Origin of the sequence: Paenibacillus sp. FSL M8-0228, assembly GCF_038007385.1 — a bacterium.
GTDB lineage: Bacteria > Bacillota > Bacilli > Paenibacillales > Paenibacillaceae > Paenibacillus > Paenibacillus polymyxa_D.
The window spans coordinates 4,861,632-4,876,788 of record NZ_JBBOXA010000001.1 but is presented as its reverse complement, the minus strand read 5'-3'; the positions used below and the strand labels follow the sequence as shown (position 1 = coordinate 4,876,788).

Genomic DNA, 15,157 nt, shown 5'->3' with positions numbered 1-15,157 from the left:
TTAGTTAGAGATGAAATTGCGCTATTTAATACTGGCTTTTCTGGTACTGGCTTTCGCCTCGGTTTTTATTGGTGTTCATGATGTAACTCCACTTGATTTGTTCCACTTAACCAACGATCAGGCGCAGGTACTCCTGATTAGCAGATTCCCACGATTGATCAGTATCATTATCGCAGGGGCGAGTATGAGTATCTGTGGATTGATCATGCAGCAGCTTACCCGGAACCGATTTGTTTCTCCCACCACTGCAGGGACGATGGATGCGGCACGATTGGGTGTGCTGATGGCTATTATGGTGTTTGGAGCAGCGGGATTTTGGACGAAGATGCTGACGGCTTTCGGATTTGCTCTAGGGGGAACACTGATTTTCATGAAAATACTGGATAAAATCCGTTTCAAGGACCCGGTATTTATCCCGCTTGTCGGCTTGATGTTTGGAGGTATTTTAAATTCGGTAACGACCTTTTTTGCTTACAAATACAATCTGATCCAGGGCATTTCTTCGTGGATGCAGGGGGATTTTTCTCTAATCATGAGTGGTCGCTATGAGATGCTATATCTTAGTGTTCCTTTGGTTGCGCTGACGTACATATATGCGAATCGTTTCACAATTGCAGGCATGGGCGAGGATTTTGCGGCGAATTTGGGCGTACATTACAAGCGCACCGTCAATGTCGGGTTAGTGATCGTGGCTTTGGTTTCCTCTGTTGTCATCTTAACGGTCGGGACAATTCCCTTTTTGGGGCTGGTTGTACCTAATCTCGTCAGTATGTATATGGGGGATAATCTGAAAAAAAGCCTGGCCCATACAGCGATCTTGGGCGCCGTCTTTGTGCTGTTTTGCGACATTCTGGGACGGGTGATCATTTATCCGTATGAAATTTCTGTAGGGCTTACGGTGGGTGTGATCGGGAGCGCGTTGTTCTTGTATTTGCTGCTGAGGAGAAGGGCCTATGAATCCTAAATTAAAAATCGGCATATTAGCCGCTGCCGCGCTTGTGTTGATTGCTGCTTTCGTGTTTATAGATCTTCCGCATACCTGGCATTACGCGCTGCCACGACGATTGAAAAAGATCGCAGCTTTCATTCTGACAGGTGGCTCCATTGCTTTTGCAACCGTTATTTTCCAGACGGTTACGAATAATAAGATTTTGACTCCGGGTATTATCGGACTGGATTCACTGTATATGCTGATTCAGACGACGATTATTTTTGCATTTGGCTCCGTACCCTTCATTTCGACCAGCAAAGAATTGAACTTTTTGCTGTCGGTGGGGCTGATGGTGCTGTTCGCAGGAATGCTATACAAATTAATTTTCCGCAAAGATGGACGCGGGATTTATGTACTTTTGCTGATTGGTCTGGTATTCGGCACGCTGTTTAACAGTTTATCTACCTTTATGGAGGTACTGATTGATCCGAACGAATTTGCGAAAATCCAGGACAAGAGCTTTGCCAGCTTCAGTAATGTAAACACTGAGCTGCTGTGGCTTTCTGTATTCGTGCTTGTGCTCGTATTTGCTTATGCGTGGAGATTCATCAAGTATCTGGACGTGCTGTCGCTCGGACGAGAGCATGCGATTAATTTAGGTCTCCCTTATGGTTTTATTATCAAAAGGCTGCTAATTATCGTAGCGATTCTCATTTCCATTTCTACAGCGCTTGTCGGGCCGATTACGTTTCTCGGATTAATTGTGGCCAATGTGGCTTATCAGGTGATGAAAACCTATCAGCATCGTTATATTATTCCGGCCTCTATCTGTGTCAGTGTTATTGCGTTGGCAGGATGCCAACTGCTGGCAGAAAGAGTATTCGACTTATCGACAACAGTCAGCGTCATTATTAACTTTATCGGGGGGGTGTACTTCCTGTACCTTTTGCTGCGGGAGAATAAGTCATGGTAGAAGTCAAAAACGTAACCAAACGCTACGGGAATAAAAATGTGGTGGATCAGGTATCTGTCACTGTACCTAAAGGCACGATTACCTCCTTTATTGGACCTAACGGCGCTGGAAAAAGCACCTTGTTGTCGATGATCAGTCGCCTGACTGACAGTGATGAGGGAGAAATCCTCATTGACGGGCAGGCCGTGAGCCTGACGAAAAGTGAGGAGCTAGCTCGGAAGATATCGATTTTAAAACAGACCAACGATGTCAACATCCGCTTAACCGTGAAGGAACTAGTCAGTTTCGGTCGTTTTCCGTATTCCAAGGGCAGATTGAACAGCGAGGATCGCAAAATGGTGGAGCAATCTATGGCTTACATGGGACTGGAGGATATGAAGGACAAGCATATTGATTTGCTTAGTGGGGGACAGCGACAACGGGCTTTTATTGCCATGATTTTGGCTCAGGACACAGAATACATCCTCCTGGATGAGCCACTGAACAATCTGGATATGAAGCATTCGGTTCAGATTATGAAGACGTTGCGTGGTTTAGTTGATGATCTCGGCAAAACGATTCTAGTCGTGCTGCACGACATTAATTTTGCATCCTGCTATTCAGACTATATTGTAGGAATGAAGGATGGCAGGTTGCTAAAACAAGGAACGGCAGACGAGATGATTGATAGTCAGGTATTAAAGGACTTGTACGATATGGATATTCCGATTCAACAGATTGGTGACCATAAAATTTGCGTTTATTTCACTTAGGGGGAATGTTAAATGAAGAAAAATATGATGTTTTTAACGCTGATGCTTGCATTGGTACTGATCGTGTCGGCTTGTGGTAAAGCGGCTCCGGTAACACCGGAAGCGACAGGTGAGGGCTCCTCGACTGCAACCACGGAATCCAAAACCATCTCGGTCAAACACGCACTGGATGAAAACCCGGTCCAAGTCAAAGTTAACCCCAAAAATCTCGTTGTCTTTGATTTTGGTTCATTGGATACGCTCGATAAGCTGGGTGTTGACGTTGCGGCAGTGGCGCAGCAGGATCTTCCTACGTATTTGAGCAAATATAAAGATTCCAAATATGCAAGTGCGGGCACGCTGTTTGAACCGGATTACGAGAAAATCAGTGATCTGTCTCCTGAACTGATCATCATCGGCGGCAGACAAGCTGATGCATATAAAGAGTTGAGCAAAATTGCACCCACCATTTCGATGGCTGTAGACACCAAGGATTATATCCATTCCTTTAAGAAAAATGTTGAAACATTGGGGCAAATCTTCGACAAAGAGGATGCTGCCAAACAGGAACTGGCTGTGATTGATAGCTCCATCAAGGCTGTACATGATAAGGCTGTAGCGAGCAAGGCTAAAGGCTTGATCGTACTGACAAATGAAGGAAGCCTGAGCGCATATGGCTCACAATCCCGTTTCGGTATCATTCATGATGCTTTTGGCGTAACCCCTGTAGATCCTGGCATTAAAGTATCCACGCATGGACAAAAAGTTTCTTTTGAATATGTACAGCAAAAAAATCCGGATTATATTTTTGTCGTTGACCGTGGAGCAGTGGTGGTCGAAGAAGGCAAGGAGCAGGTTACAGGTAAACAAACCATGGAGAATGAACTGGTGAAGAAAACCAATGCATTTAAAAACGGTCATATTATATACCTTGATCCTAACTACTGGTACCTGTCAGGTAACGGTCTGGAATCTGTATCTGAAATGATCAAGGAAATAGATGCTGCATTGTAATGCATACATTTACATCATGGGGGACTGTGTAGGATGAAAGGTCATGTAGATGAAATTTCATTAGATGGGTATCTTGTGCACGTCTATACACCTCCCGTCTCCGTGAATCATAATGAGCTGTATCCTGTGCTGTATGTGCAGGATGGTAGCTCTTTATTTCTAAGCGGATTAGATGAGCTGGAAAGAGGTTTTTCTACGGGGGAGCTGCCCCGTGTGGTGCTGGTGGGTATTCAGCCCGTAAATCGGCTGGATGATTATACGCCTTGGAAGGCAGCTGCTTTAGTAGAAGGAAGACCTACTTTTGGTGGTGGTGGAGATGCCTATCTGGCGTTTGTGGTTACAAAAGTAATGCCATACGTCGAGGCAAAATATCCAGTGCATACTGGAACGGAGCATACGGGCATTATCGGCGCCTCATTGGGCGGATTAATTTCCATGTATGCCGCCTTCAAGTATAAGGACGTATTCGGACGCAGCGGTTCCATCTCAGGCTCGTATTGGTATCCGGGTATGATTGATTATATGCAATCTGCATCATGTGCAACTGTGAGGGATGGGACACAGCGCTTTTATATATCTGTCGGGACCCGTGAAGGTGAAGGGAAGACGAATGTACAAAAAGATATGGTTCCGCTCACCCTCCAGGCACACGAGTTGCTGCGGACACAGGGACTGGATGCAAAAGATGTGCTTCTTGAGCTGGATCAGGATGCGGTACATCGTGTGGATTGTTTTCAGCGTCAATTTCCTAAGGCCGTTCAATGGCTATTCGGATAGTACGAATTAATTACGAATTAATTACGAGTCGTATACAACAACCTCAAAGGATTGGAGAGCGTGGAGTCTCTATGCCTTTGGGGTTGTTTTTTTGTATAATAGAATCAATTTCATAATACCTTCAGTAGCTTTAATAAAGAGTACATATAGATCAAAATGGTTTAATTTGTCTATATGAAGTATACATTTCGTTAGTTTAATCATTTATGAAATTGATTCAATAGAGAAATATTGAAAATTTAAAGTTATACGTTATTGGAAGTGAGGGGAGCATAAATGAAAAGAAACCGCCTAGGATCATCAGATTTGCTGGTAGGTGAGATTGGCCTGGGATGTATGTCGGTCGGTACGGAGGAGCAGCAAGCTGTTTACTTGATTCATGAAGCGTTGGATAAAGGCGTAAATCTGTTGGATACGGCTGATTTGTACCAGCATGGACGCAATGAAGAAATTGTGGGGGCAGCGATCCGTGGACGGCGGCAGGATGTTATCCTGGCGACCAAGGTTGGGAACCGGCGCATACCAGGGCAGGAGGGCTGGGAATGGGACCCGTCCAAGAAATATATCCTGTCAGCCGTGAAAGAAAGTCTCCGCCGCCTGGGAACGGACTATATCGACCTGTATCAGCTGCACGGAGGGACGATTGACGATCCGATCGACGAAACCATTGAGGCTTTCGAGCAACTGCAGCGGGAGGGCGTCATCCGTTATTATGGTATTTCCTCCATTCGCCCGCACGTCATCCGTGAATATGTGGAACGATCGAATATCGTTAGTGTTATGAATCAGTATAGTTTACTGGACCGACGTGCAGAGGAAGAGGTACTGTCTTTGCTTCAGGAGCGGGGAATCAGCGTGATTGCACGTGGACCCGTAGCGAGCGGTGTATTGGCTGATAAGGGGGAAGAAAAGGCAGCGAAGGGATACCTAGACTACGAAGAAGCAGAGCTGCTGGACGTGCGTAAGCAATTAAAGGTATTTGCAGGGGCGGATCGTAGTATGGGTCAGACAGCGATCCGTTATAGCCTTTCACATCCGACTGTCGCTGCTGTGATCCCGGGTGCAAGCTCTTTGGGACAATTGGAGCATAATATTTCTGCTGCGGATATTGCACCGCTAACTCAACAAGAGCGGCAGGCGCTACAGCAAATTAGCCGAGCCAATCGTTATGATACGCAATACCGCTGATCCGGGCAATGATGGGACAAGTGTCAAACATGTACCCATCCCAGTTGCAATTTATAAAAGAACCATTACAATATAAGAATAAGCTTCCGTTTATATAATTCCATATGTGAATATGGAGATGTTTTGTAAATACAACCTAGGAGGGACTAACGAATGGAACGCATCGAATCTCAGCAGCAATATCAGGATTTAATTAACGGTGACGGTCTGACCGTCGTGAAATTTGATACAACCTGGTGTCCGGATTGCAAGACACTGGATAAATTTATGGACGGCATTATTGAAGAAAACGCGGATAAGCGTTTCTTTGCGCTTGATGCGGAGAAATTCCAGCCGATTGCCGACGAAAATCAAGTGCGCGGCATTCCGAGTCTGCTCGTGTTCCGAAATGGCGAAAAAATTGCTCATTTGCACAGCAAATACGCTAAAACGCCAGCTCAAATCTCGGAATATTTGACTACGCTGGAATCCAAACAATAATCAGAACGCATGATAGGGATCGTTCAGTACGATCTATCCTTTCTGCAAAATAGTAAAAGGGATATCCAAGGCTGATCATTCAGATCCTATGGATATCCCTTTTTAGTTATTGGTTATTGGTACCAAACAATAGCTTATAAAATAATGAAAAAGAACACAGCCGCCAGCACGAAGCGGTAAATGGCGAACGTAGTCAGGCTCAAGCGTTTGAGCAGACCGAGGAATGTTTTGATCGCCAGCATCCCGACGATAAAGGAAGTAATAAAGCCTGCTGCGAACACCGGAAAATCACTCATAGACAGATGATCCATACTTTTAATCATATCAATACCCGATGCACCCAGCATGACCGGAACCGATACGAGGAATGTAAATTCCGCGGCTGCCGTATGACTTACACGTGCGAATAGGCCCCCAGACATGGTTGAGCCTGAACGGGAGAAGCCTGGCCATAGAGCTAGGACTTGGAACAGACCGATGGTAAAAGCCTGTTTGTACGTGATCTCATCCAACGTATGTGATCTAATGGGCGGATGAAATTTCTCGGCCGCAATCATCAACAGGCCTCCGATGACTAAACTATAGAGAACCGTTTCAGGACCAAACAGGTATTGCTTAATTACATCACGGAACAGTACGCCAATTAGCCCAGCTGGGATCATGGCTAAAATAATATGTAACAGGTTTAGACGTGGCTGACTCGAGATTTTGCGTCTGAAATCAAACAGGCTCAGGAATCTGCGCCAGTATAATACGACGACTGCCAGCACAGCACCTAATTGCACGATAACCTCAAACGTTTTGACCGTATCATTCTCTGTGTTTAATCCTAGAAGATCAGCCGTGAGGATCATGTGACCCGTCGAAGAGACCGGCAAAAACTCTGTCAGCCCTTCAATAATTCCCATAATAATAGAAGATAAAATATCCACTTTACTAGCTCCTCCTTACACGCGTGCAGGGCAAACGACCTAAGCCGTTTGCCCTGGAGATATGTCATTTCAGTAGGAGTGAACACAAGTGTCAAGTGCAAAGATAAACGCTCAGGTCACACGGTTCATTCCCGGGAAGAAGTGTCCGATTCTGCTTCCAATTCAGATGCGGGGGATGTGTAGTGTAAAATAATCTCCACCCGACGAATACGATTTTTACCCATTTCACGAATGATAAATTTCACATCTTCTTCTATGAATTCCTTGCCCTGTCTAGGTTCCGGAACCCGGCTATACACCCACCCTCCGACAGTATCCACGTCTTCATCGTCCAATGTCAAGCCAGTCAGATCACTCAGATCGGAAAGCATCACTTTACCATCCATCAAATAACTGTTCTCCGTCAGTTTCTCGATTTCCTTCCGTTCATCCTTATCAAATTCGTCCCGAATTTCGCCAACAATCTCCTCCAAAATGTCCTCGATGGTAATGAGACCGGAGGTTCCACCGTATTCATCGACCAGGAGAGCGATATGAACCTGCTCCTTCTGCATACGTTTCAGCAGTGTGTTGACGGGGATAACTTCCGGAACGGTCAAGATCGGTTGAATCAGGCTGTCGAAAACAAGCTCGGGATTGCGATCATACTCAAGGAATAGCTGTTTGGTATTAATCATACCAATGATCTGATCCTTGCTATCTGTCGCCACCGGAAAACGGGTATACTGCTCTTCGTGAATAGTCAGCATGTTTTCTTTTAGCGAGCGATTCGTAAACAAGCATACCATATCTGTACGTGGCACCATAATTTCTTTGGCAACGGTCTCGTCAAAAGCAAAGATACGATTTACGTAGCCATATTCGGTGTTATTGATCTTACCACTTTCCACGCTTTCGGACAAAATGATCTGAATTTCTTCCTGAGAGTGCGCTTCTTCATGCTCACTAGCCGGTTGAAGACCAAACAGACGAACCAGACGATTGGCCGAGCCGTTAAGGAGCCAAATAAACGGATACATAATCCGGTTAAACCACACGATGACTGGAGAGGTTAACAAACTGACAGCTTCCGCTTTGCGGATCGCCAATGTTTTGGGAGCCAGTTCGCCGATCACCACGTGCAGGTAAGTTACAATGACGAATGAAATAATAAAGGCCAGGATATGTGAAAAATCCCCATTGATGTTGAGCTGTTGAAAGAGAGGCTCCAGCAATTTGACTACGGTCGGTTCACCGAGCCAGCCGAGTCCCAACGCTGTAATCGTAATACCAAGCTGACAGGCGGACAGGTAGCCGTCCAGATTATTGACGACCTTTTGTAGCGCCAGTGCGTTTTTACGGTTCTCCACAACCAGCTGATCGACCCGGCTGGAACGGATTTTAATAATCGCAAACTCGGTAGCCACGAAGAAAGCACTAAATAAAATCAACACCGCAAACAAAAATAGACTGACACCTATACCCATATAATTTTCACTCATCCCTTTTTCGTTCAATTTTTTTAAGGAACTCCATTTTAAGTTCACTTGAACTTATTTTAAGAACTTAAAAGAAAATATACAAGGTTCATATGGAATCGTAGCAGGTCGCCTACCTCCAATTTACACAGAAAATAAGGCATAATAGAACCCGCACGTCTCATTGCTTCACTTTACAAGCCTAGTTTGAGGGCGTATGATGAGTTCAAATGAACTTGAAATGTAATAAAGGGAGGAAAGCAGATGGAGTCTTTTACCCTTACTCGTCGTGATATGGCCCATTTGCTGCTGGCCATGGAAGGTCGCCGCGAATTGCAGCCTTTGGCCGTTCTGCAGGACGCCTGGAGGCGCACTCATAGCCATCTCGCCCGCTCCGGGAGCGCGATGCCGACATTTTTATACACCGATGTGACACCTGTGCTAGATAAAATCATCAAGGGTAAGCACAGCGCAGCCTTTTCGCTGCAAGAGATTGTTTCCCTGGGACAACTAGTCGAGTACAGCCATGTGTCACTAGCATCTATGCAAAATTGGGTCAAACGCGACTTCAAGGAATTTCTCGGCGCTCCGAAGATCGGCAAAAAATACTCGGTCAACCAGGCAGCTATATTGCTCATTGTAGAAGATTTAAAATCATGTCTTGATTTTGAATCCATTCGTCAGCTATTTCATATCCTGTTCCAACAGCCCGAAGATGATACGGACGATCTGATTCAGCCGGTCGATTTGTACGCTGCCTACTCAACTTTGTTTGAGGAGCTGGATGCGAACGGAGACCAACTGCTCGATGTTGCTGGTGCAGGCTATGTAAAGGATAACGGAGATTCCGTTACAGTACAGCAGCGTCAGGAAGGTGCGACAGAGGAGTTGCTGGTTCAGGCGGCTGATCAATACACCAGTCGTTTACAGCATTTGACCCCTAACCAGTGTGAAGCAGTGCGTAATACTTTGCTGGTGGCAGCAGTAGCGGTGCAAAATAGTTATTTTTTGTCCATGGCACGTCGGTATGTGAATGCGACGTTGTTTCTGGACTTCCAAGGGTAAATAAGGATTGGCACTAGAAGCCAATCCTATTTTTTTACTCTTTTTAGAGGATTGTCTACCCTTTTGGAGACTGAAAAAGTATACAAAAGAGGTATATACACTAAAACGCTGTCAAAGATACAATAAACATATATAATCCAGCAATTGGAAAAACTTTGAATATCTCTTCCAAAGCATCTGGATACACACACAGGAGGTAATGGCATGTCCGATGTCTCCATCATCATTTGTACCCGCAACCGGATCGAAGACCTGACACGCTGTATACAATCTATTGCAGTACAGCAGCAATTGGAGCATACGGCTGTAGAACTGCTGATTGTTGATGACGGCGATATTTCCGACCAACAGATCGAGCAGTACCGTCACATGGTATCCGGATTGCCTCAAAGCGTTTTGAAATATTATAAAAAAAGTCGTCCCGGCGTTTGGTTATCTCGCTATGAGGCCTTGTCCCTTGTGCGGTATGATATTGTGCTGTATTTTGACGACGATGCAGAACTGGACGATAAACTCTATATCCGGCGCTTGCTCGATACCTATGATCAGGATAAAACGATTGTGGGTGTTGGAGGGATTGCAAAGGGATTACATTCGAGCCGGGCAGGAAAGCTGCTGGGCGTTTTGACATTTCAGATGTCTTCATCCCTCGGCAAGCTCTCGCCTAGTAGTCTGGCAGGTTCTTTGCTGCGATGGGGCGAAGCAACAGAGGTTTTCGATACAGAATTTTTCCATGGCTGCAATATGTCATTTCGGAGGGATGCGCTTCGGGACATGAAGCCGTATCCGTGGATGACCAGTTATGCCGTGGCTGATGATTTGTACATGTGCCAGTTAGCGAGCCGTTACGGCAAATTGGTTATCAATCCTGACTTAACCATTATTCATCATGAATCTCCAAGCTCGCGCGATAAGGCGGGCAAAGTAGCCAAGGCTACAGCGATTAACCACTATTATTTTCTTGCTTTGAAAAAGGCTGGAGTGATTCAGTATGGAGCCCTTTTATGGACCTTATCCTACTTGATGCTCAAAGAAACGCTGCGTCGCAATTTTAATGCCGCAGATGGATACAAGCAGGGGGTGTTGTTCATTCTGAACCCGCGCAAGCAAAAATATAACGAATATTTAGGCCCGGCGGTTCAGTAATCTGTTTTTTTACACATTGACAGGATAAAGGGGGAGTATGATGTTAAGCTTGTCCATTGCTCTGTGCACCCGAAATCGGGTTGACGATCTGACCCGATGCATCAATTCAATTGCCATTGGGGGAGCACCGGAGGCATGTGAAACCGAGCTATGGATTATTGACGACGGAGAACTGCCGAAGCATGTGCTGGAACGCTATGAGCGTCAGTTGGGCGGAGCGGGAATTACCTACCGATATCATCGTAAGGAGCAGCCGGGATTATGGTTATCTCGTGTAAAGACAGCTGAACTTGCGCAGGGTGACATTATTTTGTTCCTTGACGATGATGTTGAGTTGCCGAGCAACTATTTAAATGAGTTGATGCGTACCTATGAGGTTTACCCGCAGGCTGCTGGTGTCGGCGGTATTGCACAGGGAATGAGTAACAGCTTCATGGGAACGATTCGATGCTTGCTGTCATTCCAGCAGTCTTTGTCCAAAGGGAGGTTGTCCCTCAGCGGTCAGTCCGGCTCGATGTATAACTGGCATAAGGCCAAGAAGACGTTTAGAACCCAGTTTTTTCATGGCTGTAATATGTCATTTCGCCGTGAGGCGATTCGCAGTCTAGAGCCGGTACCTTGGTTGCAAAGCTATAGCGTAGGCGAGGATCTGTTACTTTCGCGCATCGCAATGAAAAGCGGCCCATTGTACATTAACCCGGCGCTTACGCTGCTTCATCACGAATCGCCGTCCTCACGCGACAATATGGAGCAGGTTACTTATATGCGGGTGATGAATCATATTCATTTACTGCGTGATGAGGGATCTGGGCCGATTGGTTATGCAGCGCTATACTGGACGACGTTGTATCAGATTTTGAGAGAAAAGCCCAAGAAAAATCATACTGCCATTCAAGGCTATAGAAGAGCGTTGAAAGCGATCTTTTCAAGTCCAAAGGAGCTTGTTGGCGGGGGGCAGTTGCCTGAACGCAATTCCAAAAAAACGGTAGGCTGATGGAGGTGCGTCAAAAGACGCGATGCGAGCATAGAGACGAGAGGCTTAATAAGGAACAGGAGTTGGACGTAACATGAGCACATGGACAGCAGCAAGGAAAGTATTCACGGGTGACAGTCTCGCCAAAACGATCATGCGCACGAGCTTTAACAATTTTTTTGTGCTAATCGTTACGACCCTGACTTCCATCCTGACCGCACGTATGCTCGGAGTAGAGGGGAAAGGAGAACTGGCGGCAGTTCTGTTCTGGCCTACGCTGATCGGCAGTGTGTTGAGCTTCGGGTTACCAACGTCGTTAATTTATAACATCAAGAAGAAAACAGGCACGACGGAAGAATTGCTGGCGTTGTCGCTCTGGATTCAGTTGCCTGCCAGCTTGTTGGCGGGAGCTGTGGCCTGGATATGCATGCCGCTGTGGCTGAATGGTTATGGTGCGGACATCATCCAACTGTCCCAGCTTTATTGTGCGGCAGCCATACCGCTGGCAGTGCTTACAGCGCTGACGACAGCATTGTCGCAAGGGCTGGATCGATTTAGCGTATATAACGGCCTGTTGTTTTACTACCCACTACTGAATTTCATCGGTCTGGTGACACTGTGGCTGATGGGCTTGCTCAATGTGCAACTGGCTGGAGCAGTGAATTTTGCCGCGAGTTTCCTTGCACTAGTGTGGGCGTTCCTCCGTTTGCGCAAGTATATGAATTTGCGTACTTTCCGCCCATTTACCAGCCGCCAAGTGCTTCGTCCTTATTATAGCTATGGAGCGAGGGTTTACGGGATGGAGTTGATGGGGACGCTGTCCACACAAACGGACAAAATCGTTATTGTGGCACTGCTATCACCCAAAGCGTTCGGCCTGTACTCTGTCGTCTACGCCTTGTCTCGTGTGTTCAATGTAGTGCAAAATGCCGTCACTAACGTTACCTTTCCAAAGGTTACGGGAATGGAGCACAGCAAGATTGTCGAAACGGTAGGACGTGCTTTTCGCATCTCTATGGCTGCGATGCTAATCGTCATTGTGCCTGCTCTCTTCATTGGACGATACATGCTGGGTTTGCTGTACGGCCCCGCTTTTCTGGAAGCATCGCTAACGTTCTACCTGCTGTCACTGGAATGTATCATTGGTGGCGGCTCATGGATTCTGGCTTCGGCCTTTAACGCGCTGGGGCGTCCGGGACTGGTATTGTTCCGGCAAATTGTAGCCTATGCGATCACCGTCGGTCTGTTTTTTATTTGTACACCGATCTTCGGTCTGGATGGCATTGCGATTGCTTTGCTTGTAGGCGCTTGTGTTCGGTTGGCGTTCTCACTGTTCTCGTTCCCCATGTTTTTCAATGTTCCGCTATCACGGATCATTTTTGATAAAAGTGATATTACATTTGTCATTCAAACTATACAAAAGAAGCGCAGGAAGGGAGAACTGAAAGATGCCGAATTTGCATCCCATGGCTAAACTGAAAAATAAGCTGAGCGTCATTCTCGACGTAGTCCCCCAAGGTTCGAATATCATTTATGTCGACTATCCCGTCTATAATAACGGTGGGGATGTACTCATCATGAAAGGCACCGAGGCGTTCTTCAAGGATAATGGCATCCGTGTCCGTGCTCGTTATAGCGCCATGGATATTCCCGATCAGCTTCAAATTCCGGGTGACTGGATTATCGTGTGCCACGGCGGCGGCAACTTCGGCGATCTCTATTCAAATCACCAAAATTTGCGGGAACGCATCGTTCGCGATTTCCCTAACCACCGAATTGTGATTATGCCGCAAACGATCCACTTTCAATCTGAACAGAAGGCTAATGAGGTCGCTGCCCTGTTTAATGCTCACCCGGATCTACATATGTTTGTGCGGGATACTCGCTCTTATCAGTGGGCTAAGGACAAGCTGAACCAGTGCAGTATCACACTATGTCCTGATATGGCTCACCAGCTCTGGCCATTGAAGCCGACTACGGAAACCGTGAAGGACGTACTGTACTTCCTGCGTACGGATATTGAAACGGTGGGGGGCCAAAAAAAATTCGATGACGAGGCTGATGCCTCACACCGTCTGGACTGGGATACTTTATTCACTCCGCTGGAAGTGAAGGGGATCGTCTATTTCCAAAAGTTTTACCGACTGAATAAGAAAATCGGCGGCCCGTTGCCTACCCGTACATTCTGGTACAAGTACACCGACCATCTCATGAACAAGGCGGTTACGCTGTTCAGTTCTTATCGCGAGGTTCGCACTTCACGGCTACACGGTCACATTCTGGCCTGCCTGCTTGATATGCCGCACGTTGTCATTGACAATTCCTACGGCAAGAACTCGCAATATTATAATACCTGGACACACCCGAATCCAAAGGCGAAGCTGTTTAGTGAAGCTCCAAGTGCGTTGGAGCAGCCATCTTAATAGTAAGAAAAATTATTTTCAAAAGCCTCCTGATCATTGAAATGATTTAGGAGGCTTTTATATAGAGACAAAATCATTTAATGTGATAAATAATAAAGGCAGTGTATATTTAATGACTTAATCTAAAAGAGTAGGACGCCCCCGTAGAGGTCTTTATTGCGCCAATTTCCCCCCCAAAAAAACGTCGCTTTATTTTGACAATTCATTTCATGAATAGATATAATTTATGGGATAAAACTTGCAGAAAACCGGGAAATCCCACAGTTTTTGCACCGCATCACATATTACATGGCAGTACATCACATGAAAATATATTTATTTTAATGAATCGAGGCTGACGAATGAGTAATCAATCGATGGACATGCTTCTCACGAAGGATATCGTGCGTGAAGGGGAGTCTATTTTGCGTACGAAGGTTGATCCGGTATGCTTGCCACTATCTGAAGAGGATCTTCAACAGATGCAATGGATGCTGGATTATCTGAAAAATAGCCAAAATGAAGAGCTGGCTACCCGCTATGAACTGCGCCCGGGTGTGGGGTTATCTGCAAACCAGGTAGGTTTGAACAAAAGAATGTGCGCTATTTATTATGAAGATGGAGACAAAACGGTAGAGTATGCGTTGTTTAATCCGAAGTTAGTCAGCCACTCCACGTCCATGATTTATTTGGAGCAGGGTGAGGGGTGCTTGTCGGTAGATCGGTACGTAGCCGGATATGTACCGCGTTACGAAAAAATTCGTATTAAGGCCACTTTACCAGACGGAACACAGGAGCTATTGACGTTCAAAGGTTATGCAGCGATTGTTGTACAGCATGAAATGGACCATTTGGATGGTATTATGTTCTATGACCGTATCAACCCGGAAGATCCGCACAAGCTACCGCAGGGAGTGCATATCGAACCTTTTGTACGTAAATAGTTTAGGAATCGTAAAGTGTGGTGACTCTGTTCGCCACATTTTTTAAATTTTGCAAAAAACATAGATATAGAGGTTACGAAGCATTAAACTGGATACATACATATAGGTCGAGATGGAGGATGTGAAAACACGCAAAAAATGTAA

15 protein-coding genes are annotated in these 15,157 nt (G+C 45.9%); 13 read left to right on the top strand and 2 right to left on the bottom strand.

The genetic code is table 11. The annotated features are described in order from the left end of the window. Positions 1-10: 10 nt before the first annotated feature. From MKY98_RS22140 to MKY98_RS22110, 7 genes are all read left to right on the top strand, one after another. A complete protein-coding gene (locus MKY98_RS22140; RefSeq protein WP_029519270.1) occupies positions 11-964 on the top strand; it encodes an ABC transporter permease in 954 nt (317 codons plus the stop codon). Beyond that, on the top strand, positions 954-1,904 hold the full coding sequence (locus MKY98_RS22135) for an iron chelate uptake ABC transporter family permease subunit (RefSeq protein ID WP_069011647.1): 951 nt from the start codon (positions 954-956) through the stop codon (positions 1,902-1,904). The genes MKY98_RS22140 and MKY98_RS22135 overlap by 11 nt, the downstream gene beginning before the upstream one ends. Beyond that, entirely contained in the window at positions 1,898-2,656 is a 759-nt protein-coding gene (locus MKY98_RS22130) for an iron ABC transporter ATP-binding protein (RefSeq protein ID WP_029519266.1), read from the top strand. Before MKY98_RS22135 ends, MKY98_RS22130 begins: the two co-directional genes overlap by 7 nt. Before the next feature lie 12 nt (positions 2,657-2,668). Next, entirely contained in the window at positions 2,669-3,649 is a 981-nt protein-coding gene (locus tag MKY98_RS22125) for a siderophore ABC transporter substrate-binding protein (RefSeq protein ID WP_069011649.1), read from the top strand. 33 nt (positions 3,650-3,682) lie between these two features. After that, a complete protein-coding gene (locus tag MKY98_RS22120) occupies positions 3,683-4,426 on the top strand; it encodes an alpha/beta hydrolase (protein ID WP_069011650.1) in 744 nt (247 codons plus the stop codon). Between the two features lie 276 nt (positions 4,427-4,702). Beyond that, positions 4,703-5,614, top strand: a complete 912-nt coding sequence (locus MKY98_RS22115) for an aldo/keto reductase (RefSeq protein ID WP_069011651.1) — start codon at positions 4,703-4,705, stop codon at positions 5,612-5,614. 153 nt (positions 5,615-5,767) lie between these two features. Then, positions 5,768-6,094, top strand: a complete 327-nt coding sequence (locus MKY98_RS22110; RefSeq protein ID WP_025721930.1) for a thioredoxin family protein — start codon at positions 5,768-5,770, stop codon at positions 6,092-6,094. A gap of 134 nt (positions 6,095-6,228) precedes the next feature. On the opposite strand, the gene bacA is transcribed toward MKY98_RS22110, so the two are convergent. After that, positions 6,229-7,026: an undecaprenyl-diphosphate phosphatase gene (gene bacA / locus MKY98_RS22105; protein WP_029519259.1), complete on the bottom strand. Its 798-nt coding sequence runs from the start codon at positions 7,024-7,026 to the stop codon at positions 6,229-6,231. Positions 7,027-7,151: 125 nt separating this feature from the next. Next, entirely contained in the window at positions 7,152-8,522 is a 1,371-nt protein-coding gene (locus MKY98_RS22100; RefSeq protein WP_029519258.1) for a hemolysin family protein, read from the bottom strand. Positions 8,523-8,747: 225 nt separating this feature from the next. Between MKY98_RS22100 and MKY98_RS22095 the strand changes: the two genes are divergently transcribed. The 6 genes from MKY98_RS22095 to def all read left to right on the top strand — a co-directional run bounded on the left by MKY98_RS22095 (position 8,748) and on the right by def (position 15,013). Then, entirely contained in the window at positions 8,748-9,548 is an 801-nt protein-coding gene (locus MKY98_RS22095; RefSeq protein WP_039273781.1) for a DUF1836 domain-containing protein, read from the top strand. Positions 9,549-9,752: 204 nt separating this feature from the next. Then, a complete protein-coding gene (locus tag MKY98_RS22090) occupies positions 9,753-10,694 on the top strand; it encodes a glycosyltransferase family 2 protein (RefSeq protein WP_029519255.1) in 942 nt (313 codons plus the stop codon). Positions 10,695-10,734: 40 nt separating this feature from the next. Then, the gene (locus MKY98_RS22085; RefSeq protein ID WP_069011652.1) at positions 10,735-11,688 is read left to right on the top strand and encodes a glycosyltransferase family 2 protein; all 954 of its coding nucleotides are present in this window, start codon (positions 10,735-10,737) and stop codon (positions 11,686-11,688) included. Positions 11,689-11,761: 73 nt separating this feature from the next. Beyond that, positions 11,762-13,141, top strand: a complete 1,380-nt coding sequence (locus MKY98_RS22080; protein WP_029519252.1) for a lipopolysaccharide biosynthesis protein — start codon at positions 11,762-11,764, stop codon at positions 13,139-13,141. Further along, a complete protein-coding gene (locus MKY98_RS22075; RefSeq protein WP_069011653.1) occupies positions 13,116-14,090 on the top strand; it encodes a polysaccharide pyruvyl transferase family protein in 975 nt (324 codons plus the stop codon). Before MKY98_RS22080 ends, MKY98_RS22075 begins: the two co-directional genes overlap by 26 nt. A 341-nt stretch (positions 14,091-14,431) precedes the next feature. Further along, on the top strand, positions 14,432-15,013 hold the full coding sequence (gene def / locus MKY98_RS22070; protein ID WP_023990342.1) for a peptide deformylase: 582 nt from the start codon (positions 14,432-14,434) through the stop codon (positions 15,011-15,013). Positions 15,014-15,157: the final 144 nt, after the last annotated feature.